Below are 25176 nucleotides of genomic sequence, written 5' to 3' on the forward strand. Positions count from 1 at the left end.
AGGCTACCTGAAATTTTTCAGGTAGCCTTTTTAGTATTGCCGACAGAGCTCGGAGAGCGTTCGATTACCGTGTATTGCCTGCGGCTTGCCGCTTGGTATCGAAAGTTAATCTAATCCGTTATAATCCGCCGCTTTTCGGTTTTAAAAAAAGGAAATAACAATGAAAGACACACCACAATACTACGGCACCCTCAGCCGTTTTTTCCATTGGCTGATGGCGGCTATGTTTGCCTTTATGCTGTGCACGGCGGCCATGTGGAATATTAACGAAAAATACTACAGCTTGATGGGCTACCACAAATCGGTGGGCTTCCTGTTGTTGGTTTTGGTGGCTTTGCGCCTGGTTTGGGCACTGGTTAATTGGCACAACCGCCCGCACGGCAGCTTGGCGGTAAAGCTGGGGCATGCCGCGCTGTATCTGTTGATGGCGGCGGTGCCGGTGATAGCGATGATTCGCCAATACGGCTCTGCACGCGGCGATTTGGAAGTGTTCGGCATCACGGTGATGAATAAAATCGAGCAGCCTATCGAGTGGATGACGCAGCTGGGTAACGCGGCGCACGGCAAACTGGCGTATCTGCTGTTTGTGCTGGCCTTCGGGCACATCGCCATGGCGGTGCTGCACCAGCTGCACGGCGAGAAAATCATCAATCGGATGGCCGGCAAATAAGAGGCTGAATCGGCCGGCTTAAACCGGCATTGAAGAAGCAACAAAAGGCTACCTGAAAATTGCTGTGTAGGATTTTCAGGTAGCCTTTTTGGTTGATGGCTGCAATGGATCAGTTTTGAGATTGGGCTTCTTCTTCTTCGGCTTTGAGTTGGCGGAGGTAGTCTTTGGCGGCGGCTTGCTCGGCTTCGTTGCCGTAGCGGATGTGTTTCAGGGCGCGGCGGTGGGCGGCTTGTTGTTGGGCGGCGGCGATTTGTTGTTGGCGGAAGCTGTCGTGATTGCTGGGCACGGTGCGCTGGTTTTGCCGGGCTTGGGCGCCGGCCATGGCGCGGGCGATGAGGTCGGCCGGGTTGAAGGCGGGTGTGGTGGGATTGTTTGGTTTGGCAGGGGGTGCTGCCGGCTTGGTAGGCGGGGGAGTTTGGGCGGCTGCCTGCACGGCGGCGGCCCGTTGGGCAAGGTGGGCTCGGCGTTCGGCAGCGGCACGCTGTTGGCGCTGCTCGCGGTGTTGGAAGCGTTGTTTGGCGTGTGCGGCAGCGGCGCGGCGGGCTTGCTCCGGTTGGGCTTGGGCGCCGGCGCGGGGCAAGACGGCATCGGGTACAGGCTGCATTCTGATGCAGTCTACGGGGCAGGGTGGCAGGCAAAGGCCGCAGCCGGTGCATTCGTCGGCCAGCACGGTGTGCATGAGTTTGGATGCGCCGAGGATGGCATCGACGGGGCAGGCTTTGATGCAGGCGGTACAGCCGATGCAGGCAGTTTCGTCGATATAGGCCAGGGCTTTTACGGCGGCCTTTTCGGGCTGGGCCAGGGGCAGCGGCTGGATGTGCAGCAGCTCGGCAAGCTCATGCAACACGATGTCGCCGCCGGGCGGGCAGAGGTTGATGGAGGCTTGGCCTTGGGCGATGGCTTGGGCATAGGGGGCGCAGCCGTCGTAGCCGCATTGGCGGCATTGGGTTTGCGGCAGGAGGGCTTCGATTTGGCTGGCGGTGGGCATGGCGGTGTGGCAGTTGGGTTTTATTATGGGTTGGTTGCAGTTTAATTTTTGAATACGGTATTGGCTTGCTTTGCTGTATGCATTGGCTGCGCAGGCTGCTGGGTATCGAACGTTAACCTGCTTTATTTTAACACGCGGTTTCAAGCTCAAAGGCTACCTGAAAATCAGTTGGGCGATTTTCAGGTAGCCTTTTGGCTGGGTTTGGGATGAGATTACAGTTCAAAGTCGCCCAAGTCGTCGGCGCTCACTTCGGCGTCGATTTGGCCGATCAGGTAGGAGGAGATTTCCACTTCCTGCGGGGCTACCTGAACGTTGTCGGAAGAAAGCCAAGCATTGATCCAGGGGATGGGGTTTTGCGTGGCGGCGGGGAAGGCGGCGTTTAGGCCGACGGCCATCATGCGGTGGTTGGTGATGTATTCCACATATTGGCACAGGATGTCTTTGTTCAGGCCGATCATGCTGCCGTCTTTGAAGAGGTATTCCGCCCACTCTTTTTCTTGCTCGGCGGCTTTTTTGAAGAGCTCGAAGCAGTCGTTTTCCAGCTCGGCGGCAATTTCGGCCATTTCTGGGTCGTCGGTACCGCTGCGCATGAGGTTAAGCATGTGCTGGGTGCTGGTGAGGTGCAGGGCTTCATCGCGGGCGATGAGTTTGATGATTTTGGCATTGCCTTCCATCAGTTCGCGCTCGGCAAAGGCGAAGGAGCAGGCGAAGGAAACGTAGAAGCGGATGGCTTCGAGCACGTTGACGCACATCAGGCAGAGGTAGAGTTTTTTCTTCAAATCGCGCAGGCTCACCATAATGGTTTTGCCGTTGACGCGGTGCTCGCCTTCGCCCAACAGGTTGTAATATTGGGTGTATTCGATGAGGTCGTCGTAGTAGCAGGCAATATCTTCGGCGCGGGCGATGATGTATTCGTTTTGCACGATGTCGTCGAACACGACGGAGGGGTCGTTGACGATGTTGCGGATGATGTGGGTGTAGCTGCGCGAGTGGATGGTTTCGCTGAAACTCCAAGTTTCAATCCAGGTTTCGAGCTCGGGAATGGATACCAGGGGCAGCAGGGCGACGTTGGGGCTGCGGCCTTGGATGGAATCGAGCAGGGTTTGGTATTTGAGGTTGCTGATGAAGATGTGTTTTTCGTGGTCGGGCAGGTTGGCGTAGTCGATGCGGTCGCGCGATACGTCGATTTCTTCCGGCCGCCAGAAGAAGGAAAGCTGTTTTTCAATCAGTTTTTCAAATACTTCGTATTTCTGCTGATCGTAGCGGGCAACGTTTACGGGCTGGCCGAAAAACATCGGCTCTTTGAGGGCGTCGTTTTTTTCCTTGCTGAAGGTGCTGTAGGACATGACGAGGTGTTCGCAGGACATGGCGGGATCTCTTTTGCAATGTGATTGGTGAAGGATATATGGCTTCAGACTACCTGAAAATAATATAGCGGGTTAGGCACGGTTTGGGGCACGTTGGTGTTCCATGCAATACAGTTTACCGTGAAAACGTTTGGAATATTTTTGGCAATATTGGATAACTGCCGGGGTAAGCTTCTTATCGCAGCCTGGGTGGCTGCAATGGATTTGTTCTGTTTCTGTTTGCTCGGCCTGGGCGTTGCTTATTTTGTTGGTTGTGTTGCGCTGCTGATGTTCACGGCAATACAGTTTGCCGCCAAAACGGCTGCTGTGTTTTTGGCAATATTGAATGACTGCCTGGCTGAGTTTTTCATGACAGCCTGAATGTGCGCAGTATTCATCATGTTCGGTTTCGGATTCGGGGCTGGCGGGGGATGCTTTTTGTTGTAAGGCTGCCTGCTGGTGCTCGCGACAGTATATTTTGCCGTTGAAGCGTTCATGGTTATGCAGGCATAGCAATGCTTCATTTTCGCTGATGGCCTGCCCGCAGGTGTGGCAGTTTGTCAATAAGGGCTTGATGGAATTGGGCAGATATTCTAGTAGCCCTTCTGGCTTGTGTTCTGCCGCAATGCGCCGCCCCCATTCGTGAATGGTTTCGTTGTTGATTAACAGGGCATCAAACATATGGTTGAGAACGAAGCCGACGCCTACTCTATTTTCGCCGAATTGTTCGTGCCATTGTCGGATAGCATCGGCTTTGATGACGCAGGAAGTATCAAAATCTTTGCTATCTGGCCGTCGGATAATGGACTGCGGCGATACAAGAACGGCATGGTGTACTTCCAACGGGCGACCGGTTTTCATTTTCACGCCGATACGGTCGAACAGTTTCAATAAGATGCGTTCGTGCCGTTTGCTTTGTTCGATGGGGGATGGGATTCCCTTTTTCTTACCGCTGGGGTATTGAACCGTGAATTCGCCGAATTTGTTGATAGTGAGGTTGCCATTGAAGTTTTTGGTTTCCAACAAGATGGCAAAAACGCGGTTGATCAATAGGTGATCGATTTGCGCAACTTCTCCGTCGATTTCTATCCGTAAGTCATGGATGATTACATAGTATTCGCTATCTTTTAGGTAGTTGTCGATGTAAAAGGCAGCATCTTTCTCGCCGTTGATACCGGTGCGCAGCTTCCATAATTTATCGGTTAAATGTTCGCGTTGCTGCTTGTTGAGCTGCAGTTTGTCTACAGCTTCGAGCAGTTTCAGCTTGCTGCTTTTATCGTCGGCAGATTTAATCAGCATGATGTGGTGGGGATGGAAAAGGTTTTCAGGTAGCCTTTTAGGCTGAAACCAAAAAGGAGGATTAGGGCTACCTGAAAATAAACTTCTTTTTCAGGTGGCCTCGTTATTACAGGCTAAATCTTACAAGCCCCCCCAGCACAGCCGTCGTCCTGAATATCGCTCTGCGTATCGTCCGCACCATCACGAGTGTGGTGGTAGTAGAGGGTTTTCAGGCCGAATTTGTAGGCGGTGAGCAGGTCTTTGAGCATCTGCTTCATGGGCACGCGGCCGCCGTCGAAGCGTTTGGGGTCGTAACTGGTGTTGGCGGAAATAGCCTGATCAACAAATTTCTGCATGATGCCGACCAATTTCAGGTAGCCGTCGTTGCCGCCCATCTGCCACAGGGTTTCGTATTGGTTTTTCAGGCGATCGAATTCGGGTACGACTTGTTTGAGGATACCGTCTTTAGAGGCTTTCACGCTGACCAGCCCGCGCGGTGGCTCGATGCCGTTGGTGGCGTTGGCGATTTGCGAGCTGGTTTCGCTGGGCATGAGCGCGGTGAGGGTGGAGTTGCGCAGGCCGTGCTGGACGATTTCGGCGCGTAGGGCTTCCCAGTCGTAGTGCAGGGGCTCGCTGCAGATGCTGTCGAGGTCTTTTTTGTAGGTGTCGATGGGCAGCACGCCTTTGGCGTACATGGTTTGGCCGAATAAGGGGCAGGCACCGTATTCTTTGGCCAGCTGCACGGAAGCTTTGAGCAGGTAGTATTGCATGGCTTCGAAGGTGCGGTGGGTGAGGGCGAGGGCGGAATCGTTGCTGTAGCGCACGCCGTGTTTGGCCAGATAATAGGCGTAGTTGATCACGCCGATGCCCAGGGTGCGGCGGTTCATGGTAGCTTTGCGGGCGGCGGGAATGGGGTAGTCTTGGTAGTCGAGCAGGGCATCGAGCGCGCGCACGGCGAGGTCGGAAAGGTTTTCCAGCTCGTCCAGGTTTTCCAATGCGCCGAGGTTGAAGGCGGACAGGGTGCAGAGGGCGATTTCACCGTTTTCATCGTTAATATCGTTTAACGGCTTGGTGGGCAGGGCGATTTCCAGGCACAGGTTGGACTGGCGCACGGGAGCCACGGCGGGATCAAACGGGCTGTGGGTATTGCTGTGGTCTACGTTGTGGATGTAGATGCGGCCGGTGCCGGCGCGTTCCTGCATCAGGGTGGAGAACAGCTCGGTGGCGGGTACCACGCGTTTGCGGATGGCCGGGTCTTGCTCGTATTGCACATACAGGCGCTCGAACTCGTCTTGGTCGGCGAAGAAGGCGTCGTACAGGCCGGGCACTTCGTTGGGCGAGAACAGGGTGATGTTGCCGCCTTTAATCAGGCGGGTGTAGAGCAGGCGGTTGATTTGTACGCCGTAATCGAGCTGGCGCACGCGGTTGTCTTCCACGCCGCGGTTGTTTTTCAATACCAACAGGCTTTCCACTTCGATGTGCCACAGCGGGTAGAACAGGGTGGCCGCACCGCCGCGCACTCCGCCTTGGGAACAGGATTTAACGGCGGCTTGGAACATTTTGAAAAACGGAATGCAGCCGGTGTGCTGGGCTTCGCCGCCGCGGATTTCGCTGCCCAAGCCGCGAATGCGGCCGGCGTTGATACCGATACCGGCGCGTTGGGAAACGTATTTCACAATCGCGCTGGTGGTGGCGTTGATAGAGTCCAGGCTGTCGTCGCATTCGATCAGCACGCAGCTGGAGAATTGGCGCGTGGGGGTGCGCACGCCGCTCATGATGGGCGTGGGCAACGAAATTTTGAACAGGGAAACCGCGTCGTAGAAGCGTTTGACGTAATCCAAGCGGGTAGCTTTGGGATATTTGGCAAACAGGCACATGGCCACCAAGATGTAGAGGAACTGCGGGGTTTCGTAGATCTGGCGGGTAACGCGGTTTTGCACCAGGTATTTGCCTTCCAGCTGCTTAACGGCGGCATAGGAGAAGGTCATATCGCGGGCGTGGTCAATGTAGCCGTCGATTTCGTCAAACTCTTCGCGGCTGTAGTCCTCGAGGATGTGGCGGTCGTATTTGCCTTCGGCGGTCAGCTTGCTGACGTGGTCGAATAGGTGTGGCGGCTCGTATTGGCCGTAGGCGATTTTGCGCAGGTGGAAAATAGCGAGACGGGCGGCCAGGTATTGATAGTCGGGAGTGTCTTCGGAAATCAGGTCGGCAGCAGCTTTGATGATGGTTTCGTGGATATCGTCGGTACGGATGCCGTTGTAAAACTGGATATGGGATTTAAGCTCGACTTGCGATACAGATACGTTGTCGAGGCCTTGCGCCGCCCAAGTAACAACGCGGTGGATTTTATCGAGGTCGATCGGCTCCAAACGGCCGTCGCGCTTGGTAACTTTGAGATTAACGGTATCGTTCATTTTCCCATCCTGATTTTGAGTAGGCAACACAAGATAATGTGTTTGGCGAGTGAAACTTGCACAATATAATGTATTTCGATGGCAAAAAAAAGGTGGCAAAATGTAAGGCTTTGTGGCCGGGCAGTGTATGGATTTCTAAACCAATCACTTACACCAAGCAAAAATAATTTTATTGAAATCGGTAGAGTGATTGCTTGAGTGATGGGTTCAACAGAGTGGGGAGGCTACCTGAAAAAAGGTGATGAGGTGGTTGCCATATATGGATGAGGCTACCTGAAATTTTGTCTCGTGATAAGCACGGTGCCAATTTCAGGTAGCCTTTTTGTTGGCCGGCCTTGAGTAATCAGGCAAACCACGCTGGTTCCATTAATAAGAAACAGCGTTGTTTGCTTAGTATAGCCATTGGCTGCTTCCGGCCAATTGTTCAAATAAACTTTCCAGCGTAGATACTTGAGGGCGCTATCACATAAATTTAAGAGAAAGACAGCAGCCTATCCACATTTTGCTCTGTGGCAGCGGCTACTTCCTGCATGCTGATGCCACGCAAGGCCGCCACAGTTTCTGCCACCTGCCGCACATTGATGGGCGTGTTTTCTCCTGCGCCGGCTATTTGCATAAACGGGCTGTCGGTTTCCAGCACCAAGTGTTCCAGCGGCAGCTCTGCGGCAGCGGTACGCACTTTGCGGGCATTCGGGTTGAGCACCAGTGTGCCGATGCCGATAAACAAACCGCAACGGATAAAGGCACGGGCTTCTTCGAGGCTACCTGAAAACGCATGGGCAATGCCGCCGCTGCGGAAACCGCTGTGCTTGAGCGCGGCAACCACATCGGGTGCGGCGCGCACATGGTGCAGCAGCACAGGGCGGCCAAATTGCTGCGCTAAGTCGAGCTGGGCGAGCAGGGCGGTGGTTTGCTCGGTGCGGGTCTGCTTGCGATCGCCGTAATAATCCAGCCCGATTTCGCCCACCAGCAGCCCCGGCTGCGCTTGCAGGCGCTCGGCGATGCGGCTAATTAAACCGGGTTGGAAGCTTTCGGCAAACCACGGGTGCAGGCCAAGCGCGCCATAATATTTGGGTGGGGCATGCAGCCGGCAGACGGCATCGAAATCCGCTTCGGTAACCGACGGCACAATAAAACGCTGCACTCCTGTGGCATGGGCTGCATTAGTGATTTCAGGTAGCCGGCAGGCAAGCATGGAATCGGCAAGGTGGCAGTGGGTATCGGTAAGCATGGTGGAGGAATGAGGAGCTGATGGGGCAGTATAGCGCAGTTTGTGGGATGCAGAGGCTACCTGAAAATCGGTTGGGGATTTCAGGTAGCCTCAAGCACTTGGTGTGAGCAGGTATCATCAACGATGCCATGTCGCTATTGCAGACTGCAGGTTAGCTGAAAATGGCTGGCCGGATATTGGCGGTACAGCAAGCTGCATGAGCTTGCTTTAAATTCGTTGGAGATGAATTTTCAGGTAGCCATCGTGTTTGAAAGGGCTACCTGAAAAACTTGCCGTGCCGGGTAAGCAAAATTCGCCAAACTTGAGCAGTTTGGCGAATTGGGTATGGCTTATTGTTTTACCGTGAGGTTTTTCAGCAGGACATCCAGCTCGGGGAGAGAGGCGGTGCTGCTGGTGGCGCAAACGGTGTAGAGGTTTTTGGCATACACGGCCACGCAGCTTTCGTTGAGCACGTTATCGTCTTGGCCATGGCTGAAGCGGTAGCCCATGCGCTGGTCGGCAGGGGTGTCTACGGCAGTGTCGTTCAGGCCTTGGTCGGCTTTCAGGCTTTCGCTCAGTTTGGCGAAGTAGGCTTCGGCTGGCTGTTTTGGGGCACCGAAGTTGCTGACAGTGATGGCAACGTCTTGGTCGGCATCGTATTGCAGCAGGCTGATTTTATTGCTGTCGGCGCCATCGACATATTGGGCGGATTCAGCCAATTTGTCTTCAAAACGGCCGTTTACAGTGAGGCTGATGATGCCGTCTTCGGTAGCCAAGGTTTGGCTGGGGTTTTGTGCGGCGGCAGATGCGGCGGCGGTTGCTGAAGCAGCGGCCACTTCGCTGGCGCTAGGGGCAACCACGGAGGTTTCTGCCTGTTGGTTGCAGCCGGCTAACAAGAGGCTACCTGAAAGGGCAAGCAGGAGGAGGGATGTGTGGGAGCGGTTCATAGGTTTTCCTTGGAGTCAGTAAACGTAAACGGAGCGCAGTATAACAAAACGGGCTGTGTGGCGCAGCGGGTTTGCAGGATTTTGCGCGGCCTAGGAATGGTCGGTGCGTTCCAGCCCGGCTACGGTGCGGGTGAATTCGGCCACGTCTTTAAAGCTTTTATACACGGAGGCGAAGCGCACATAGGCCACTTGGTCGAGCTTGGCAAGCCGCTCCATCACCAATTCGCCGATCAGGCGGGATGGCACTTCTTTGCTGCCGGTTTTATATAGGCACTCTTCGATTTCGTGCACGGTGTGTTCGATGGCTTCGGCGGAAATAGGGCGTTTGTGCAGGGCGCGTTGCAGGCTGGTCTGCAGTTTGAGCGGATCGAACATAACGCGCTCGCCGTTGTTCTTGATGATTTGCGGCATCCGCAGCTCTACGGTTTCGTAGGTGCTGAATCGGCGGTCGCAGGCAGCGCAACGGCGCCGGCGTCGGATACTATTTTGCTCTTCCAGCAGCCGGGAGTCGATTACTTGGGTGTTGTTATGGTGGCAGAAGGGGCATTTCATAGGTTTGGGGTTAATATTTTATATAACAGTAGTTTGCTGTGGGTATTGTACTCTAACCGAGAGTCATAACCAAAGTACTAATTTTTCCTGTGGTGTTGGTTCGCTTGGTATGTAGCCATCATTGCTGTGGCTATCCCGAAAGTGCAGCGGCAAGCACTATAGTTCGGAATAAAACACAGCCTGAAAACTGCGGTGTTTTCAGGCTGTGTGCCGGGCGGTTTACGCTTCTTTCTGCTCGGTCTGCTTCTGGCGCAAGCGCAGGTGCAGCTCACGCAGTTGGAGTTCGTCCACATGGTTGGGAGCATCCACCAGCAGGTCTTGCGCGCGTTGAGTTTTCGGGAAGGCAATCACATCGCGGATGGATTCGGCTTGCGCCATCAAGGCCACCAAACGGTCGAGGCCGAAGGCCAAACCACCGTGTGGCGGCGCACCGAATTTCAGGTTGTCCAACAGGAAGCCGAATTTGTTTTGCTGCTCTTCAGGCGTGATTTTCAGCGCGGCAAACACTTTTTCCTGAATGTCGGCGCGGTGGATACGAATCGAGCCCCCACCGATTTCCCAGCCGTTGAGTACCATGTCGTAGGCGCGGGCCAGGCAGTTTTCAGGGTCGGATTCCATCAGGTCTTCGTGGCCGGGTTTGGGCGAGGTGAACGGATGGTGCATGGCGGCCCAGCGGTCGTTTTCCTCGTCGTATTCGAACATCGGGAAATCCACCACCCACAGCGGTTTCCACTCGTCCACGAAATAGCCGTTTTCCGCGCCGTGTTCTTTGCCGATTTTAATCCGCAATGCGCCGATGGCTTCGTTCACCACTTTGGCTTTGTCCGCACCGAAGAAGATGATGTCGCCGTTTTGCGCACCGGTGCGTTTAATGATTTCCTGCAGGCTGCTTTCGGACAGGAATTTGACGATGGGCGACTGCAAACCGCTGTTTTCGCCGTTGCTCAAATTGGTTACATCATTCACTTTGATATAGGCCAAGCCTTTCGCGCCGTAGATGCCGACAAATTGGGTGTATTCGTCGATTTCTTTGCGGCTGAGTTTCGCGCCGTTCGGTACGCGCAGGGCCACCACGCGGCCGCCTTTCATGTCGGCTGCGGCACGGAACACTTTGAATTCTTCCGTTTTCATCAAATCGGTCAGCTCGGTAAATTTCAGGCTGATGCGCATATCGGGCTTGTCGGAGCCGTAGTAGAACATGGCTTCGGAATAGGGCATACGCGGGAAGTCGCCCAAGTCCACGCCCAAGGCTTCTTTGAACACCTGTTTGGCCATGCCTTCGGTGATGTCCATGATTTCATCCTCGTTCAAGAACGAGGTTTCCAAGTCGATTTGGGTGAATTCAGGCTGCCTATCGGCGCGCAGGTCTTCGTCGCGGAAGCATTTGGTGATTTGGTAGTAGCGGTCGAAACCGGCCACCATCAGCAATTGTTTGAACAATTGCGGCGATTGCGGCAGCGCGAAAAATTCGCCCGGATGCACGCGGCTGGGCACGAGGTAGTCGCGCGCGCCTTCGGGGGTGGAGCGGGTCAGCATCGGGGTTTCGATGTCGATGAAGCCTTGTGCGTCCAAATAACGGCGCACGCCCATGGCTACCTGATAACGCAGGCGCAAGTTGCGCTGCATCACGGGGCGGCGCAGGTCGATGACGCGGTTTTGCAGGCGCACGGTTTCGCTGATGTTTTCGTCGTCAATCATGAACGGCGGCGTGGCGGCGGGGTTCAGGATTTCGATTTCTTTGGCCAAAATCTCGATTTTGCCGGATACCATTTTGTCGTTGGTGGTGCCTTCGGGGCGGTTACGCACGCGGCCGGTGATGCTCAAAACGTATTCGTTGCGGGCGGAGTCGGCCAATTTGAACGCTTCGGGCGTATCGGGGTCGATGACGACTTGGACGATGCCTTCGCGGTCGCGCAGGTCGATAAAGATTACGCCGCCGTGATCGCGCCGGCGGTGCACCCAGCCTTTGACGGTTACGGTTTGGTCTAAGTATTGCTCGCTGATTAGGCCGCAGTAGTTGGTACGCATTTCGGTGTTTCCTGAAAAGTGTTTTGTTAAACGATAAAGGGTAATTGTAAAGGTTTGCGGGGTCTTCAGGTAGCCTTTGGAATTGGCAAGAGGCTACCTGAAAAATCATTCGCTAGGCTCGGGCAGCTTGATTGGAGCAGCTAATTTGCCGTTTTTGTGTTCATCCGGTGCCACCATGCCCAGCGAAATCACATATTTCAACGCTTCGTCCACGCTCATGGCCAAGGGGCGGATGTCTTGTTTGCGCACGAAGATGTAGTAGCCGCCGGTGGGGTTGGGCGTGGTTGGTACATATACGGCGATATATTCGTTGTCTTCCGGTAGGGCTTCGCGCAAGGCTTGCGGCACGTCGCCGGACACAAAAGCAATCGTCCAAATATCGGGCTGCGGGAATGGCACGAGCACGGGGGTTTTGAACGAGCGGCTGTTGTCGGAGAGCAGGCTCTCGGACACTTTTTTCACGCTGGAATAGATAGATTTCACCACAGGGATCCGCCCCAGGAGTGAATCCCAGCCTTCAATCACTTTGCGCCCGAGCACGTTGGCGCCGAGTACACCGGTTACGAACAGCACAACGATGGCCAGGATGAAGCCGAGGCCGGGGATGTTGAAGCCTAGGTAGCTCTCCGGCTGCCATTGGGTGGGCAGCAGGTTGAAGAGGTGGTCGGTGGTGGAAACGATGTAGGTTACCACCCACAGGGTGATGGTGATGGGCAGCCAGACTAGGAGGCCGGTAATCAGGTAGCGCTTGATGGCTTTGCCGATGCCGCTGCTTTCTGACGGTGTTTGCTCGCTCATGTCTATCCCGTAGGAATGACTTAGTAAAAGTGACGCATTATACGCGTTTGCGGTGGAATAAACGAGGGCTTTGCGGGAAGGGGATTGAATTTATTGACGGGATAGGGGCTGGTTTGATACCACGGCATGATTGTGTTTTACAGTGGAACAGAAAGGCTACCTGAAAGCCATTTCCGCGAAGCCAACGCCTGGTTTGCAAGAAACCTTAAATTCGACAACGGTCTATGCGTGTTGAATCGGAATCGGAAAATGGGCGTTGTCGAAAGAGGTGTTGGCTTCGCGGAAATGGCTTTCAGGTAGCCTATCATTTGGTTAAAACCCTGCTTAACGCTGCCGAGCCTTAAAGCGGGGATTGCTTTTGCAGATTACGTACACTTTGCCCCGACGGCGTACCACTTGGCAGTCGCGGTGGCGGGTTTTGGCGGTTTTGAGGGAGGAGAGGACTTGCATTTCAGTTATCCTTTTTCAGGGCAGACATCATGCTGCCGTAGCGTTGGTTGAATGCGCTGGCGCGGCCTAGTTTGTTGTGCTCGCGTTGCTGGCCGGTATAAACGGGATGGGAGGCGGCAGATGTGTCGAGCATGAATACGGGGTACTCTTTGCCGTCTTTCCATTGCATGGTGTTGCTGGTGGGGGCGCAGGAGCGAATAAGCCAGCCTTCGTTGGCACTGCTGTCGAAAAACAGGACGGTGCGGTAGTTTTCGGGGTGAATATTTGGTTTCATGAATTGCCTTTCAAACGTTATACCATAACATTTAATCATAAGCCGGATAGTTTGGCAAGACAAGAATTGTTCTTGATTAGGTTATTTTGAGTAGTGGCGGATAAGAAACAGGCTACCTGAAAGTTTAGCTTCGCAGAAACTTCGCTGCGCTGCGTTTTCAGGTAGCCTGTTTGCCGATAGTTGGTGTTTACAGTTCGGTAGTAACCACAGCCTTGGTTTGATCGGCCTTGTCTTGGTGGGTGAACGGACCCATACGGACAAGGAAACCGCCGTTGCGCTGCGGCACCATGAATACCTGTTGGCTGGTATTGTTGGCGTGGCGCAGGCGGGTGGTGGTTTGCACTACGTAGTCGTGGGCGGCTTTGCGCTGGTTGAAGTGGCGCAAATCCACATAAATATTGCCGGCTGGTTTGGCAGCGGGCTGTTGGGTTTCGGCCTCGGCGCGTGCCTGGCTGGGCAGGATTTGTTCAATGCGCACGTTGGCAGTGCCGGCATTGATGAAGCCGAGCTGGCGGGCGGCAGATTGGGATACGTCGATGACGCGGCTGCTGTGGAAGGGGCCGCGGTCGTTAATGCGCACCACTACGCTTTTGCCGTTGGAAAGGTTGGTTACGCGGGCATAGCTGGGGATGGGCAGGGTTTTGTGGGCGGCGGTCATGAGGTTCATGTCGTAACGCTCGCCGGAAGCGGTGAGGCGGCCGTGGAATTGGCGGCCATACCAGGATGCGCGGCCGGTTTGAGTGAATTGGCGCACATTGGTCATCGGGGTGTAGCGCACACCGCGCACTTGGTAGCTGCGGTTGGCGGACTGGTGAAGCCGTTCGGGTTTGGCGACGGCGTTTAAATGAATGCTGCCGCGGCTGTGGTATTGCTGCCGGGCGGCGGGCTTGGCCATTGCGGCTTTGGGTTCGGCAGCGGCGGTATTAATTAGGGCGGTGCACAGACCGATAGCGGCAGTGATGCCGATAAAGAAGGCATTTTTCAATTTAGCCAAAATAGACTCCGTTTCTTGAGTGGATGGGGTTGTTGGCGGTTAGATACCACCGTGGTAGCCATTTTGCCGCCATGCTTCATACAGCATTACGGCCACCGTGTTGGAAAGGTTCATGCTGCGGCTGCCGGGTAGCATGGGCAGGCGCAATTTTTGGTTTTCAGGTAGCCTTTCGAGGATTGCTGCCGGCAAACCGCGGGTTTCTGGGCCAAACAAAAAAACATCGTCCGGCCGGAATTCGGCTTGGTCGGGGCGGGTGCGGCCTTTGGTGGTGAGCGCGAATATACGGCGCCCTTCCAAGGCGGCAAGGCAATCTTCAAAGGTTTCATGCAGACTGATGCGGGCAAATTCGTGATAATCGAGCCCGGCACGCTTCATTTTGGCCGAATCCAAAGGGAAACCCAGCGGCTTCACCAAATGCAAATCAGCACCGCTGTTGGCGCACAGGCGGATGATGTTGCCGGTGTTGGGCGGGATTTCGGGTTGGTATAAAACAATGCTGAACATGAAGCGATATGCAGCGAAATTCAAACAAATAAGGCTGATTTGCAACAAACCAGCCGTTAGGACGATGCGCGGCATGATGCCGCAGCAGGGTAACTACGTCAATTATCTTTTCATTCGGCGCGGGCGAACACCCAGCCATAAACCGCTGCAGCCCCCGCCCGCTGCAAAGTTCGGGCAAGTTCGCCAATTGTTGCACCGCTGGTAACAACGTCGTCGATTAACAGCACATGACGGTTCTTTACATCCGCCGCTGAGGCTACCTGAAAAATACCGTGCACGTTTTTGGCACGCTCATTTCGGGGCAGGGTGCTTTGTGCCGGTCGGTGGGGGCGGGTTACCGCAAACGGCGGCAACAGCGGCAGATTCAGGTGCTTAGCTATAGTCTCGGCCAGCAGCAGGCTTTGGTTGAACCCGCGTTTGTGCAGCCGCCGCACGCTCAAAGGCATCGCCATCACCAAATCCGGCGGAGTCGGCCACACGGGCGGCTCGGCCAGCATCAGCTCGGCTAAGGCGGCATATAAATCGTTGCGGCCGAGGAATTTGTAGGCATACAGCAGGTTGCTCAGCGGCGGTCGGTAGGCGAAGGCGGCGTTGAGCTGGGTTTGCGGCGGCGGTTTTCGTTGGCAGTGGCCGCATGGTAGGCCGGAAGCAGAAATGCCGGCACACAATGGGCAGCGGCGGCGCGCATCCAGCCGCAGGCAGTGCAAATCCGCCGTGCAGCCGCCGCACAATGACTGGCTGCCGGATAATTCATGGCATAATATGCAGCGTTTGCTCCGGCTGGAGGCTAGCTGAAATAGCCGCCACTGCCCGGCTAACCAAGTTGAAAGCGCCATATGTCTGATTCCGTAAATATTATGCTGTTGCACGGTTGGGCGGCCAACCATCATATTTTTGACCTGCTAGTTACCAATTTGCCCGAATGCCGTATCGCCGCACCCGATTTGCCCGGCCACGGTGCGGCTGAGTTCGATAGCGCGTTCGACGTGGTTGCTGTGGCCGACTCGCTGGCGGCTCAATTAAATGAGCCCGCACACCTGCTTGGCTGGTCGCTCGGCGGGTTGGTGGCGCTGCATATGGCTGCGCGCCATCCCGAAAAAGTACGCAGCCTGTGCCTGACCGCCAGTTTTGCCCGCCTTACTGCCGCGCCGGATTATCCCGAAGGTTTGGCCAAACCCGCGCTGGGCAAGATGATACCGCTGTTTGCCCAAGATTTTGCCAAATATATGCGCCAGTTTTTGCAGCTGCAATTTTTGCACATCCCGGAACGCGCCCACCTCGCCGATGAAGTGCTGCCGGAGATCATCCGCCACGGCGTACCGCCCGGTCTGCAAGCTGCGTTGGATGCCGTAGTACGCACCGATGCCCGCGCGTTGCTGCCGCAGGTGCAGTGCCCCGTATTGCTCGTGTTTGGCGGCAAAGACGGCATCACTCCGCCGCGCATGGGCGAATACCTGTGCCGCCAGCTGCCCAACAGCCGCCTGTTGCTGATCGAAAAGGCGGCACATATTCCGTTTTTAAGCCATGCCGATGAATTTTCTGCCGCTTACCGAGTCTTTGTCGGGCTACCTGAAAAAACATAGCAGGCTGAAAAACATCAAAAAATTATTTTAACTTCATTAAAACAGATGTTTTCAGGTAGCCTCAAGCAGGCTGCCCGAAATCCGACACACACCACAGGCTACCTGAAAAATGACTACCGACCGCTGGCTGATCCACCGACGCCTTGCCGAAGATACCGACCAACGCTTGACTCTCATTGCCACCGCACCGCAGCATATTTTACTGTTTGGTGCTGATGGCGATTGCAGCCGACGCCTGCTGGCCGAGCGTTATCTGCAAGCCACGTTCAGCGAATACGACAGCCGTGCCGACCATCTACAGGCAGCCGCGGCTGCGCGCCAAACTGGCTTTTGGCAACGCCTTGCCGGCAAAGGCAAAACCGTGCCGCAACACTATCAAACACCCACAACCCCGCTGCCCGAGGCGCAGGCAGATTGGCTATGGTGCAACCTTGGTTTGGTTCCCTCGGCTGCCCAGCCCGTGCCCGTGATTGAAAACTGGGCGCGTGCGCTGAAAACCGACGGACTGCTGTTTCTCACTCATTTTGGCCTCGATACGCTGGCTGAAATCACAGGCTACCTGAAAATGCGCAACATCGATGTGGCCAGCCCGTTTGCCGATATGCACGACCTCGGTGATATGCTGTTCCACCACGGCTTCTACGATCCGGTAATGGACACCGCCAAGCTGGAGCTAGCCTATACCCGCGCCGAAACTTTCTGGCAGGATATGGACACGTTGGGCATTTGGGCGGTTTTGCAGTTTACCGACGAAGCCGCTGCCCGCGCCGCGGTGAACGAAGGCTTTGCGCAAGGGCTGCTGCACACGGTAACGCTGGAAACCGTGTACGGCCACGCGGTGAAAAAACTGCAAATGCCGGAGAATGAAAATGTGGTGCAGTTTTATCCGAGGCGGAGATAGCTTGGTTTGTTGCTTGGATTAAAGGCTACCTGAAAATGGTTTTTCAGGTAGCCTTTGTTATGACTGGAGAGCTAAGGGATGATGAAACATTTAACTTTGTGGAAGTTACGTTTTCAGGTAGCCTTTATATATGTTCAGTCCGTAAAGCCAACTAGTGACGGCAGGCATATGGTTAGCAAAAGGCTACCTGAAAAAAAGAAAGCATCTATTTTCAGGTAGCCTTTATTTGGCGTATGCAAAAAGCTGATTAGGCTTAGATTTCGCGACCGTTCACCCAGTTTTGGATCGCGCGCGCATCGTTTACGCGGGTGGTGGGCGAGGGGGAATTGAGCAGCACGATAATCAGCGGCTGGCGCTGTACATTGGCATACAGCACCATGGAGCGGCCGCTTTCGCGGATGTAGCCGGTTTTCTGCAGGGAGATGTTCCAAGTGCCTTCGCGCACCAGTGCGTTGGAGTTGCGGTATTGCTGCACTCGGCCGTTGCTGGTTTGGGCGGAGCCGGAGTTAGAAGTGGAGAATTGACGGATAAGCGGGTATTCGTGAGCGGCGCGCACCATCAGGCTTAAATCGCGCGCAGTGGATACATTGCGGAAATCAAGGCCGGTGGGATCGTAGAAACGGGTTTGCTGCATGCCGAGGCTCTGCGCTTTGCGGTTCATGGCGCTCATGAAGGCAGGCAGGCCGCCGGGATAGTTGCGGGCAAGGGCGTGGATGGCGCGGTTTTCGCTGCTCATCAGACCCAGGTGCAGCATTTCGCGGCGGGTGAGGGTGGTGCCCACGGAAAGACGGCTGCCGGTGCCTTTGAGGCGGTCGATTTCGGCTTCGGTGATTTCCAAGGTTTCATTCATGTTCTGGCGGGCATCTAGCACCACCATGGCGGCCATCAGCTTGGAAATGGAAGCGATGGGACGGACTTGGTCGATACCTTTTTGATACAGAATCTCGCCGCTGCGGCCATTCATAATCAGTGCGGATTGCGAAGTGAGCAGCGGCCCGGCCACGGCGGCTTGGGCTTCCACTCGTTCAGCCGGACGGCTGCTGAGGAAAGTGCCAAGCGGGTCGTCTTGCACGGGCAGGTTTTGTTCGAGGAACTGGCCAAGCACATCGATATCGTCTTGTGCAGCGGCGGGCAGGCTGGCCAAGGCTAGGCTCAATCCGGTGGCTAAAATCAGCCAAGTCTTTCTAATTGCAAACAATTTTGTTACCTATCAGTCTGTTGTATGGCAATGCCGTTAGGCGATTTACCGTTGTAGCAGGCAAATATCTGTTTTAACGGTAAAAATGAAAACTTGCTTATTGTGGATAAAAAAGCCAATTTTGTAAACCCTAGATAGTGTAAAAGAATTTTTGTAAAGAGCAGGCTTTGCTATGAAGGTAATGGTCGGGGTAGCGGGAGCGGCAGCAGCCCCCGCGTTGATATGCGTGGGATTCCCCTATATACTTCCACGTTTTGCCATCTCCATTACGGCACAACACATTACATTGCGGAATCACATCAAATGAGCAACGAAACCCGATACTGTTCTTTCTGCGGCAAATCGGAAAATGAAGTAAAAAATCTGATTGAAGGCGATAATGCATTGATTTGCAACGAGTGTGTCGACACCTGCAGCCACATGATCCACAGCGAGGGAGCAGTGGCGGGCGAAACGCATTCCGGCGAAGACAGATTGCCCACGCCGGCTGAAATCGTCAGCAATTTGAACCAGCACGTTATCGGTCAAGAGCAGGCCAAAAAGGTCCTGGCAGTGGCGGTGTACAACCACTACAAGCGCCTGCGCTATCCGAAAGAGGGCGATAATGTGGAGTTGGCCAAATCCAACATTCTGCTCATCGGCCCCACCGGCTCGGGCAAAACCCTGCTGGCGCAAAGCTTGGCACGGCGTTTGGATGTGCCGTTTGTTATGGCCGATGCGACCACGCTTACCGAAGCCGGCTATGTGGGCGAAGACGTGGAACAGATTATTACCAAGCTCTTGGGCAATTGCGATTTCAATGTGGAAAAGGCGCAAAAGGGGATTGTTTATATTGATGAAATCGACAAGATTTCCCGTAAGAGTGACAACCCCTCGATTACTCGCGATGTGTCCGGCGAGGGCGTGCAACAGGCTTTGCTGAAACTGATTGAAGGCACGGTGGCATCCGTACCGCCGCAGGGCGGACGCAAGCACCCGAATCAGGATTTTATTCAGGTGGATACCACCAACATCCTATTTATCTGCGGTGGCGCCTTTGCCGGTTTGGAAAAGGTTATCCGCCAGCGTACGGAAAAGGGCGGTATCGGCTTTGGCGCTTCGGTGCACAGCAAAGACGAAGATGCCGATGTTACTGAGCTGTTTGAAATTGTCGAGCCGGAAGATTTGATTAAATTCGGCCTGATTCCCGAGTTGATCGGCCGTTTGCCTGTTATTGCCACACTGGCCGAGTTGGATGAAGAAGCACTCATCAGCATCCTGACCGAGCCGAAAAATGCCTTGGTGAAACAATATCAAACGCTGTTTGAAATGGAAGGGGTGGAGCTGAAGGTGCAGCCGTCTGCCCTGCGCAGTATCGCCAAACTCGCCATGCAGCGCAAAACCGGCGCGCGCGGCCTGCGCTCGATTGTGGAACGCGCCCTGTTGGAAACCATGTTCCGACTGCCGGATATTAAAGAGCAGGTAAAAACCGTAGTGATTGACGAGACAGTGATTAACGATAACTGCCAGCCCAAACTCCTCACCGCAGACGGGCAGGAATATCAACTACCGCAGCAATAGGTATGAGGCTACCTGAAAATAGCAATCCGGTTTCAGGTGGCCTCGATTTTCAGGTGGCCCTAATTGGGAAAATGCCATGTGGCACATTGTTTTTATCGGCTATATCTTTGTTACCCTGATGTTTGCCCTTGCGCAACCATCGTTGGCTCGGATGCTGATTTATTTGGTGGTGTGGACAATATTGCCCACGCTGTTTGCGTTTTGGGTGGTTTATATCCGTTTGCGCAACAAACGCCTCAAACAGGAAGAAAAGCAGGGTAGGGAAGCCTTGCTAAAATAACACTTTTCTCCTATAATCCCGCAGCTTTCGTTTTGAAAGCTGTTTCTTTTTTTATCTTAACGCTCGCATCTTGCACCAAAGGGTGTCTCAGTTTTGAGATTCTGTGTGCATTGATGTTTGCTATAACCCTTTGTAAGGAAAATAAATGTCTCAAATTACTATGCGCCAGATGTTGGAAGCAGGTGTTCACTTCGGTCATCAGACCCGTTACTGGAACCCGAAAATGGAACAATACATTTTCGGCGCCCGCAACAAAATCCATATCATAAACTTGGAAAAAACCCTGCCCCTGTTCCAGGAAGCGCAAGATGCCGTTCGCCGTTTGGCTGCCAACAAAGGCACCATCCTGTTTGTCGGCACCAAGCGCCAAGCCCGCGACATCGTGCGTGAAGAAGCTACCCGTGCCGGTATGCCCTATGTGGATCACCGCTGGTTGGGCGGCATGCTGACCAACTACAAAACTGTTAAGCAGTCTATCAAACGCTTGGAAGAAAAAGCTGCCATTTTGGAAAATGCTGAAGCCAGCGGTTACAACAAAAAAGAACTGCTTACCATTCAACGCGAAGTGGAAAAGCTGGAACGCTCGCTCGGCGGCATCAAAAACATGAAAGGCCTGCCCGACGCCATTTTCGTGATTGACACCGGCTACCAAAAAGGTACGCTGACCGAAGCCGGCAAGCTGGGTATTCCGGTAATCGGCGTGGTGGATACCAATAACGATCCGGAAGGCGTGAAACACGTTATCCCTGGTAACGATGACTCCGCCAAAGCCATCCGTCTGTACTGCCGCGGTATCGCCGATGCCGTATTGGAAGGCAAAAACCAGGCCTTGGCCGAAACCGTAGCCGCTGCACAGCAGGCTGCTGCTGACGAAGCCGAATCTGCTTAAGCTGATACCACGTGAGGCTACCTGAAGACACCGTTTCAACAAGCGGACGCCAAATCCGGCCTTTCAGGTAGCCTTCAATTTATCCAAAGCGCGGCATCCGGCCGCGTTTCTCAATAAAACAGGAGTAAATAATGTCTGCAATTACCGCAAAAATGGTTGCTGATCTGCGTGCCGCCACTGGCTTGGGCATGATGGAATGCAAAAAAGCCCTGGTGGAAGCCGATGGCGACATGGCCAAAGCTGAAGAAATCCTGCGTATTAAATCCGGCGCCAAAGCCAGCAAGCTGGCCGGCCGTACCGCTGCCGAAGGCGTGTTGGCTTATGCCATCGAAGGCAATGTGGGTGCCTTGGTGGAAGTGAACTGCGAAACCGACTTCGTGGCTAAAGACACCGGCTTCATCGCCTTTGCTCAATTCGTAGCCAAAACTGCTGCTGAGAAAAAACCGGCCACCGTTGAAGCACTGGCCGAGTTGGTGGAAGGCGAGCGCAAAGCCGTGATTGCCAAGTTGGGCGAAAACATTTCTGTACGCCGCTTTGAAATCATCGAAGCTGCCAACAACCTCACCACCTACATTCACGGTGCTGCCGCTACCGAAGGCGTGCTGGTGGAGTACAAAGGCGATGAGACCACTGCCCGTCACGTTGGCATGCACATCGTGGCTTCTAAGCCGCAATGCATTTCTGCCGAGCAGGTTGATCCCGAAGTGGTGGCTAAAGAGCGCCACATCTACACCGAGCAGGCGATTGCTTCCGGCAAGCCCGCCGAAATAGCCGCCAAAATGGTGGAAGGCCGCGTGAAGAAATTCTTGGCTGAAGTAACGCTGCTGGGCCAACCCTTCGTGATGAACCCTGATCAAACTGTTGAGCAGTTCCTGAAACAACAGGGTACTGAGATCGTGAACTTCGTTCGCTTCAAAGTGGGCGACGGTATCGAGAAAAAAGAAGTGGATTACGCTGCTGAAGTAGCTGCTGCTGCCAAAGTGTAATTTTGCTTATATGAAAACAGCCTCTATTCCGCTGGGATGGAGGCTGTTTTGTATTGTGTGAGGAAGATAGTGGTTTTTCAGGTAGCCTTAATGTTTCAACCGTATCATTGGGATAATCAAATCGGTACATTGCTTACAACTTGTGCTGCATCATAGCAAAGGTATTTGCTGCAGATGACTGATGAAATAATAGTTTAGCTTCTTATTTGCATAATACTTCCTAAAATTTCCATTGTTATGATATAACACTATATTTTAAAACGAGAAATTTTGCTATTTTGGAAAAATAAAGATTATAATGAACGCATCCGGAATTCTCCGGATTCTTTCCCAACTAACCGATTATTCATCGGCAAACATATTAGGAGAGCATGATGAGCAAGACCATGAAAGCCATGACCTATTACGGCGAAAACGATGTCCGCTTCGAAGACCGCCCGGTTCCCACTATCATTGATCCTACGGATGCTATCATCCGCGTTACCAAAACCACCATTTGCGGTACGGATTTGGGCATCATGAAGGGTAAAAACCCGGAAATCGAAGCAGTTGCCCTTGAAAAAACCGGAAAATGGGAAGGCCGTATCCTCGGTCACGAAGCCATCGGCGTGGTGGAAGAAGTGGGCTCTGCCGTTAAAGACTTCAAAAAAGGCGATAAAGTTATCGTATCTTGCGTGAGCCGCTGCGGCACTTGCGACAATTGCCAGAAACAGCTCTACGCCCACTGCCGCAAAGAAGGCGGCTGGATTATGGGCTACATGATCGACGGCACCCAAGCCGAATATGTGCGCACTCCGTTTGCCGATAATTCGCTCTATCATCTGCCCGAAACCCTCAACACCGATGTGGCCGTATTCCTCTCTGACGCACTGCCTACCGGCCATGAAATCGGTGTGCAGTACGGCCAAGTGAAACCTGGTGACGCCATTGCCATCGTCGGCGCCGGCCCCGTGGGCATGGGCTGCCTGCTGACTGCCCAGTTCTACTCTCCGGCCACCATCATCGTGGTGGATATGGACGAAAACCGCCTAGCCATGGCCAAAGAAATGGGTGCTACCCACACCATCAATCCTAACAAGGAAGATGCTGTGGCCAAGATTTTGGAGATCACCGGCGGCCGCGGCGTGGATTGCGCCATGGAAGCCGTTGGCTATCCCGCCACTTGGGATATCTGCCAAAAAGTGGTGAAAGAAGGCGGCCACGTGGCCAACGTCGGCGTGCACGGCAAATCTGTGGAGTTCGATTTGGCCAAACTGTGGATCAAGAACATCACTGTTACCACCGGCTTGGTAAATGCCAACACCACCGGCATGCTACTGAAAGCCTGCGAATCCAGCAAACTGCCGATGGAAAAACTGGCCACCCACCGCTTCAAATTCAGCGAAATGGAAAAGGCCTACGATGTGTTCAAACACGCAGCCGACACCAAAGCCATGAAAGTCATCATTGAAGTGTAAGCCGGTTCGCTTGCTGAAATGATAAAGAGGCTACCTGAAAATTTTCAGGTAGCCTTTTGCTGCGCCCAAGCATATATGAATGTCTGGTAGTGAAAAGAATACATCTAATACGGTCTGGCAAGCCGATGCCGTAGGAAGAAATTGCAGCCCCCGCTTTTTCCCGCCCGCCTGTTAAGCTAAAATACGCCCCGCCAAATCAAATGAAGGAAACCATAGCATGAACTTAACCGTTATCGATCATCCGCTGATCAAGCACAAAATCACCCTGATGCGCAAAGCCAACTGCAACACCTACCAATTCCGCACTTTGGTAAAAGAGCTGGCCCGCCTGATGGCCTATGAAGCCAGCCGCCATCTGGAAACCGAGCCACTTTCTATCGAAGGCTGGTGCGGCCGCATCGAAGGCGAGCAGATTAAAGGCAAAACCGTAACCGTGGTGCCGATTCTGCGTGCCGGTTTGGGTATGCTCGATGGCGTGCTCGACCTGTTGCCCACCGCCAAAATCAGCGTGGTTGGCCTGCAGCGCGACGAAGAAACCCTGCAACCGGTTTCCTATTTCGAGAAATTGGTGAGCAAAATGGACAAACGCCCGGCCATGATTCTCGACCCGATGCTCGCCACCGGCGGCTCGATGGTAGCGACTATTGATTTGCTGAAGAAAAAAGGCTGCCGCAACATCACCGCTCTGGTGCTGGTGGCCGCACCGGAAGGCGTGAAGCTGGTGAACGACAAGCACCCTGACGTGAAAATCTACACCGCCGCGCTCGACAGCCACCTCAACGAAAACGGCTACATCATCCCCGGCTTGGGCGATGCCGGTGACAAGATTTTCGGCACCAAGCAAACAGCTTGATTGCCCGATGCATTCGCCAACAGGCTACCTGAAAGTTGTGAAATCATTTTCAGGTAGCCTGAATTGCCACTTGGCAGCAATAGTCAAAGCAACGATTTTCCTCCGGCAGGCAGCGGGCTGTCGGCAGGAATCAGTGCTAGAGCTATCCCGGAAAACAACGCCATGGTCTCCACCCTCACACTCCTCTCCCTTGCCGCCACCGGCTTTCTCGGCGGCGGCCATTGCGCCGGCATGTGCGGCGGTTTGAGCACCGCCTTTGCCTTGCAGCTGCCGCCGCAGGTGGGGCGCGTGAAGCTGATTGTGCTGATGAACCTCGGCCGCATCGGCAGCTACACTTTTATCGGCCTCTTGCTGGGCGCGCTGGGGCAGTTCGGTATTTCGCTGGATCAAACCCGCCTGTTGCAGCATATCCTGTTTGCCGCTGCCAACCTGCTGCTGTTGTTTATCGGCCTGTATCTGGCTGGGCTCAACGCCTATGCCGCGCAGGTGGAAAAGCTCGGGCGGCCGGTGTGGCGACGGCTCAATCCGCTGCTCAACCGGCTTTTGCCCATCCAAAACACCCCTGCCTGCTTTGGCGTTGGCCTGCTGTGGGGCTGGCTGCCGTGTGGCATGGTGTACAGCGCCTCGTTATATGCGCTGGGCAGCGGCAAAGCGGTGGATGGTGCGCTGATGATGCTGGCCTTCGGCTTGGGCACGCTGCCAAACCTACTGGCGATGGGGCTGTTTGCCAACCAACTCAAAGGCCTGCTGCAACATCCGCGTTTCCGGCTGGTGGCCGGGTTGAGTGTCAGCCTGTGGGCGGCATGGCAGCTGTGGCATGGAGTGGCGGTTTGGCTGCAGGTTGGCTGAAAATATAGTTGTTCATGTACTGCGTCGGGTTTGATTTCAGTTTGAAGACAGCTATGGCGAAACAACAGCCGGATAACTGCATTTCTCCAATATCGGGGAATGGTTATCCGGCTGTTTTGTATTCGGCCAGTTTCTATAGTGAATTAAATTTAAACCAGTACAGCGTT

Annotated in this window: 25 protein-coding genes; 10 read left to right on the forward strand and 15 right to left on the reverse strand. The window is 54.2% G+C overall.

All coding sequences use genetic code 11. The features are described from left to right. The first annotated feature begins 160 nt into the window (after positions 1–160). Positions 161–670 (forward strand): cytochrome b, encoded by a 510-nt coding sequence (locus HMPREF2541_RS03190; protein WP_080984528.1) that lies wholly within the window; start codon positions 161–163, stop codon positions 668–670. A 109-nt stretch (positions 671–779) separates the two neighbouring features. Here HMPREF2541_RS03190 and HMPREF2541_RS03195 read toward each other — a convergent pair whose 3' ends face one another. The 14 genes from HMPREF2541_RS03195 to HMPREF2541_RS03260 form a co-directional block, all read right to left on the reverse strand. Next, entirely contained in the window at positions 780–1658 is an 879-nt protein-coding gene (locus tag HMPREF2541_RS03195; protein ID WP_070541681.1) for an RnfABCDGE type electron transport complex subunit B, read from the reverse strand. Positions 1659–1870: 212 nt separating this feature from the next. Further along, positions 1871–3004 (reverse strand): class Ia ribonucleoside-diphosphate reductase subunit beta, encoded by a 1134-nt coding sequence (gene nrdB / locus HMPREF2541_RS03200; protein WP_070541684.1) that lies wholly within the window; start codon positions 3002–3004, stop codon positions 1871–1873. A 93-nt stretch (positions 3005–3097) separates the two neighbouring features. After that, on the reverse strand, positions 3098–4303 hold the full coding sequence (locus tag HMPREF2541_RS03205; RefSeq protein ID WP_070541687.1) for a nuclease-related domain-containing protein: 1206 nt from the start codon (positions 4301–4303) through the stop codon (positions 3098–3100). Positions 4304–4416: 113 nt separating this feature from the next. Beyond that, a complete protein-coding gene (nrdA, locus tag HMPREF2541_RS03210) occupies positions 4417–6696 on the reverse strand; it encodes a class 1a ribonucleoside-diphosphate reductase subunit alpha (RefSeq protein ID WP_003822762.1) in 2280 nt (759 codons plus the stop codon). 472 nt (positions 6697–7168) lie between these two features. Next, complete coding sequence (locus tag HMPREF2541_RS03215; RefSeq protein ID WP_003822760.1) at positions 7169–7927, reverse strand: TatD family hydrolase; 759 nt, start codon at positions 7925–7927, stop codon at positions 7169–7171. 329 nt (positions 7928–8256) lie between these two features. Then, entirely contained in the window at positions 8257–8853 is a 597-nt protein-coding gene (locus tag HMPREF2541_RS03220) for a hypothetical protein (RefSeq protein WP_003822759.1), read from the reverse strand. 90 nt (positions 8854–8943) lie between these two features. After that, entirely contained in the window at positions 8944–9405 is a 462-nt protein-coding gene (nrdR, locus tag HMPREF2541_RS03225; RefSeq protein WP_035580086.1) for a transcriptional regulator NrdR, read from the reverse strand. 219 nt (positions 9406–9624) lie between these two features. Then, on the reverse strand, positions 9625–11433 hold the full coding sequence (gene aspS, locus HMPREF2541_RS03230; RefSeq protein WP_003822755.1) for an aspartate--tRNA ligase: 1809 nt from the start codon (positions 11431–11433) through the stop codon (positions 9625–9627). Positions 11434–11538: 105 nt separating this feature from the next. Further along, positions 11539–12231 carry a DUF502 domain-containing protein gene (locus HMPREF2541_RS03235; protein ID WP_003822754.1) on the reverse strand — a complete coding sequence of 231 codons (693 nt, stop codon included), beginning with the start codon at positions 12229–12231 and terminating at the stop codon, positions 11539–11541. A 324-nt stretch (positions 12232–12555) separates the two neighbouring features. Continuing rightward, entirely contained in the window at positions 12556–12681 is a 126-nt protein-coding gene (gene ykgO, locus HMPREF2541_RS03240) for a type B 50S ribosomal protein L36 (RefSeq protein WP_003822751.1), read from the reverse strand. 1 nt (position 12682) lies between these two features. Next, a complete protein-coding gene (locus HMPREF2541_RS03245; RefSeq protein ID WP_035580083.1) occupies positions 12683–12955 on the reverse strand; it encodes a type B 50S ribosomal protein L31 in 273 nt (90 codons plus the stop codon). A gap of 187 nt (positions 12956–13142) precedes the next feature. Beyond that, positions 13143–13949: a septal ring lytic transglycosylase RlpA family protein gene (locus HMPREF2541_RS03250; protein WP_070541690.1), complete on the reverse strand. Its 807-nt coding sequence runs from the start codon at positions 13947–13949 to the stop codon at positions 13143–13145. 39 nt (positions 13950–13988) lie between these two features. Further along, on the reverse strand, positions 13989–14453 hold the full coding sequence (gene trmL, locus HMPREF2541_RS03255; protein ID WP_035580328.1) for a tRNA (uridine(34)/cytosine(34)/5-carboxymethylaminomethyluridine(34)-2'-O)-methyltransferase TrmL: 465 nt from the start codon (positions 14451–14453) through the stop codon (positions 13989–13991). Between the two features lie 110 nt (positions 14454–14563). After that, positions 14564–15289, reverse strand: a complete 726-nt coding sequence (locus tag HMPREF2541_RS03260) for a ComF family protein (protein WP_035580080.1) — start codon at positions 15287–15289, stop codon at positions 14564–14566. On the opposite strand from HMPREF2541_RS03260, the gene bioH reads away from it, so the two are divergent. Together bioH and HMPREF2541_RS03270 are read left to right on the forward strand one after the other, a co-directional pair. Continuing rightward, positions 15290–16036: a pimeloyl-ACP methyl ester esterase BioH gene (bioH, locus tag HMPREF2541_RS03265; RefSeq protein ID WP_003822743.1), complete on the forward strand. Its 747-nt coding sequence runs from the start codon at positions 15290–15292 to the stop codon at positions 16034–16036. It abuts the gene before it with no gap. 109 nt (positions 16037–16145) lie between these two features. After that, the gene (locus HMPREF2541_RS03270) at positions 16146–16937 is read left to right on the forward strand and encodes a hypothetical protein (RefSeq protein ID WP_049258797.1); all 792 of its coding nucleotides are present in this window, start codon (positions 16146–16148) and stop codon (positions 16935–16937) included. Positions 16938–17190: 253 nt separating this feature from the next. On the opposite strand, the gene HMPREF2541_RS03275 is transcribed toward HMPREF2541_RS03270, so the two are convergent. Then, positions 17191–18135: a serine hydrolase gene (locus tag HMPREF2541_RS03275; RefSeq protein WP_003822736.1), complete on the reverse strand. Its 945-nt coding sequence runs from the start codon at positions 18133–18135 to the stop codon at positions 17191–17193. 303 nt (positions 18136–18438) lie between these two features. On the opposite strand from HMPREF2541_RS03275, the gene clpX reads away from it, so the two are divergent. The 7 genes from clpX to HMPREF2541_RS03310 all read left to right on the forward strand — a co-directional run bounded on the left by clpX (position 18439) and on the right by HMPREF2541_RS03310 (position 25009). Then, positions 18439–19695, forward strand: a complete 1257-nt coding sequence (clpX, locus tag HMPREF2541_RS03280) for an ATP-dependent Clp protease ATP-binding subunit ClpX (protein WP_070541693.1) — start codon at positions 18439–18441, stop codon at positions 19693–19695. Between the two features lie 76 nt (positions 19696–19771). Beyond that, a complete protein-coding gene (locus HMPREF2541_RS03285) occupies positions 19772–19975 on the forward strand; it encodes a hypothetical protein (protein WP_070541696.1) in 204 nt (67 codons plus the stop codon). A gap of 145 nt (positions 19976–20120) precedes the next feature. After that, on the forward strand, positions 20121–20864 hold the full coding sequence (gene rpsB, locus HMPREF2541_RS03290) for a 30S ribosomal protein S2 (RefSeq protein WP_003822732.1): 744 nt from the start codon (positions 20121–20123) through the stop codon (positions 20862–20864). A gap of 131 nt (positions 20865–20995) precedes the next feature. After that, positions 20996–21850 (forward strand): translation elongation factor Ts, encoded by an 855-nt coding sequence (gene tsf, locus HMPREF2541_RS03295; protein WP_003822731.1) that lies wholly within the window; start codon positions 20996–20998, stop codon positions 21848–21850. A gap of 386 nt (positions 21851–22236) precedes the next feature. Next, positions 22237–23307, forward strand: a complete 1071-nt coding sequence (locus tag HMPREF2541_RS03300) for a zinc-dependent alcohol dehydrogenase family protein (protein ID WP_210387137.1) — start codon at positions 22237–22239, stop codon at positions 23305–23307. A gap of 217 nt (positions 23308–23524) precedes the next feature. After that, positions 23525–24160 (forward strand): uracil phosphoribosyltransferase, encoded by a 636-nt coding sequence (gene upp / locus HMPREF2541_RS03305; RefSeq protein ID WP_003822725.1) that lies wholly within the window; start codon positions 23525–23527, stop codon positions 24158–24160. A gap of 162 nt (positions 24161–24322) precedes the next feature. After that, positions 24323–25009 carry a sulfite exporter TauE/SafE family protein gene (locus tag HMPREF2541_RS03310; protein ID WP_003822723.1) on the forward strand — a complete coding sequence of 229 codons (687 nt, stop codon included), beginning with the start codon at positions 24323–24325 and terminating at the stop codon, positions 25007–25009. Positions 25010–25176: the final 167 nt, after the last annotated feature.

Source organism: Eikenella sp. HMSC061C02 (assembly GCF_001809035.1).
GTDB classification, from domain to species: Bacteria; Pseudomonadota; Gammaproteobacteria; order Burkholderiales; family Neisseriaceae; genus Eikenella; species Eikenella corrodens.

Coding starts and splice junctions, on each gene's coding strand:
- upp (WP_003822725.1), top strand. CDS start 23,525: ATGAACTTAACCGTTATCGATCATCCGCTGATCAAGCACAAAATCACC.
- HMPREF2541_RS03215 (WP_003822760.1), bottom strand. CDS start 7,927: ATGCTTACCGATACCCACTGCCACCTTGCCGATTCCATGCTTGCCTGC.
- HMPREF2541_RS03245 (WP_035580083.1), bottom strand. CDS start 12,955: ATGAAACCAAATATTCACCCCGAAAACTACCGCACCGTCCTGTTTTTC.
- HMPREF2541_RS03190 (WP_080984528.1), top strand. CDS start 161: ATGAAAGACACACCACAATACTACGGCACCCTCAGCCGTTTTTTCCAT.
- aspS (WP_003822755.1), bottom strand. CDS start 11,433: ATGCGTACCAACTACTGCGGCCTAATCAGCGAGCAATACTTAGACCAA.
- HMPREF2541_RS03220 (WP_003822759.1), bottom strand. CDS start 8,853: ATGAACCGCTCCCACACATCCCTCCTCCTGCTTGCCCTTTCAGGTAGC.
- HMPREF2541_RS03235 (WP_003822754.1), bottom strand. CDS start 12,231: ATGAGCGAGCAAACACCGTCAGAAAGCAGCGGCATCGGCAAAGCCATC.
- HMPREF2541_RS03205 (WP_070541687.1), bottom strand. CDS start 4,303: ATGCTGATTAAATCTGCCGACGATAAAAGCAGCAAGCTGAAACTGCTC.
- HMPREF2541_RS03270 (WP_049258797.1), top strand. CDS start 16,146: ATGACTACCGACCGCTGGCTGATCCACCGACGCCTTGCCGAAGATACC.
- HMPREF2541_RS03260 (WP_035580080.1), bottom strand. CDS start 15,289: ATGGCGCTTTCAACTTGGTTAGCCGGGCAGTGGCGGCTATTTCAGCTA.
- HMPREF2541_RS03195 (WP_070541681.1), bottom strand. CDS start 1,658: ATGCCCACCGCCAGCCAAATCGAAGCCCTCCTGCCGCAAACCCAATGC.
- trmL (WP_035580328.1), bottom strand. CDS start 14,453: ATGTTCAGCATTGTTTTATACCAACCCGAAATCCCGCCCAACACCGGC.
- nrdB (WP_070541684.1), bottom strand. CDS start 3,004: ATGTCCTACAGCACCTTCAGCAAGGAAAAAAACGACGCCCTCAAAGAG.
- nrdR (WP_035580086.1), bottom strand. CDS start 9,405: ATGAAATGCCCCTTCTGCCACCATAACAACACCCAAGTAATCGACTCC.
- clpX (WP_070541693.1), top strand. CDS start 18,439: ATGAGCAACGAAACCCGATACTGTTCTTTCTGCGGCAAATCGGAAAAT.
- ykgO (WP_003822751.1), bottom strand. CDS start 12,681: ATGCAAGTCCTCTCCTCCCTCAAAACCGCCAAAACCCGCCACCGCGAC.
- HMPREF2541_RS03285 (WP_070541696.1), top strand. CDS start 19,772: ATGTGGCACATTGTTTTTATCGGCTATATCTTTGTTACCCTGATGTTT.
- tsf (WP_003822731.1), top strand. CDS start 20,996: ATGTCTGCAATTACCGCAAAAATGGTTGCTGATCTGCGTGCCGCCACT.
- bioH (WP_003822743.1), top strand. CDS start 15,290: ATGTCTGATTCCGTAAATATTATGCTGTTGCACGGTTGGGCGGCCAAC.
- HMPREF2541_RS03300 (WP_210387137.1), top strand. CDS start 22,237: ATGAAAGCCATGACCTATTACGGCGAAAACGATGTCCGCTTCGAAGAC.
- rpsB (WP_003822732.1), top strand. CDS start 20,121: ATGTCTCAAATTACTATGCGCCAGATGTTGGAAGCAGGTGTTCACTTC.
- nrdA (WP_003822762.1), bottom strand. CDS start 6,696: ATGAACGATACCGTTAATCTCAAAGTTACCAAGCGCGACGGCCGTTTG.
- HMPREF2541_RS03310 (WP_003822723.1), top strand. CDS start 24,323: ATGGTCTCCACCCTCACACTCCTCTCCCTTGCCGCCACCGGCTTTCTC.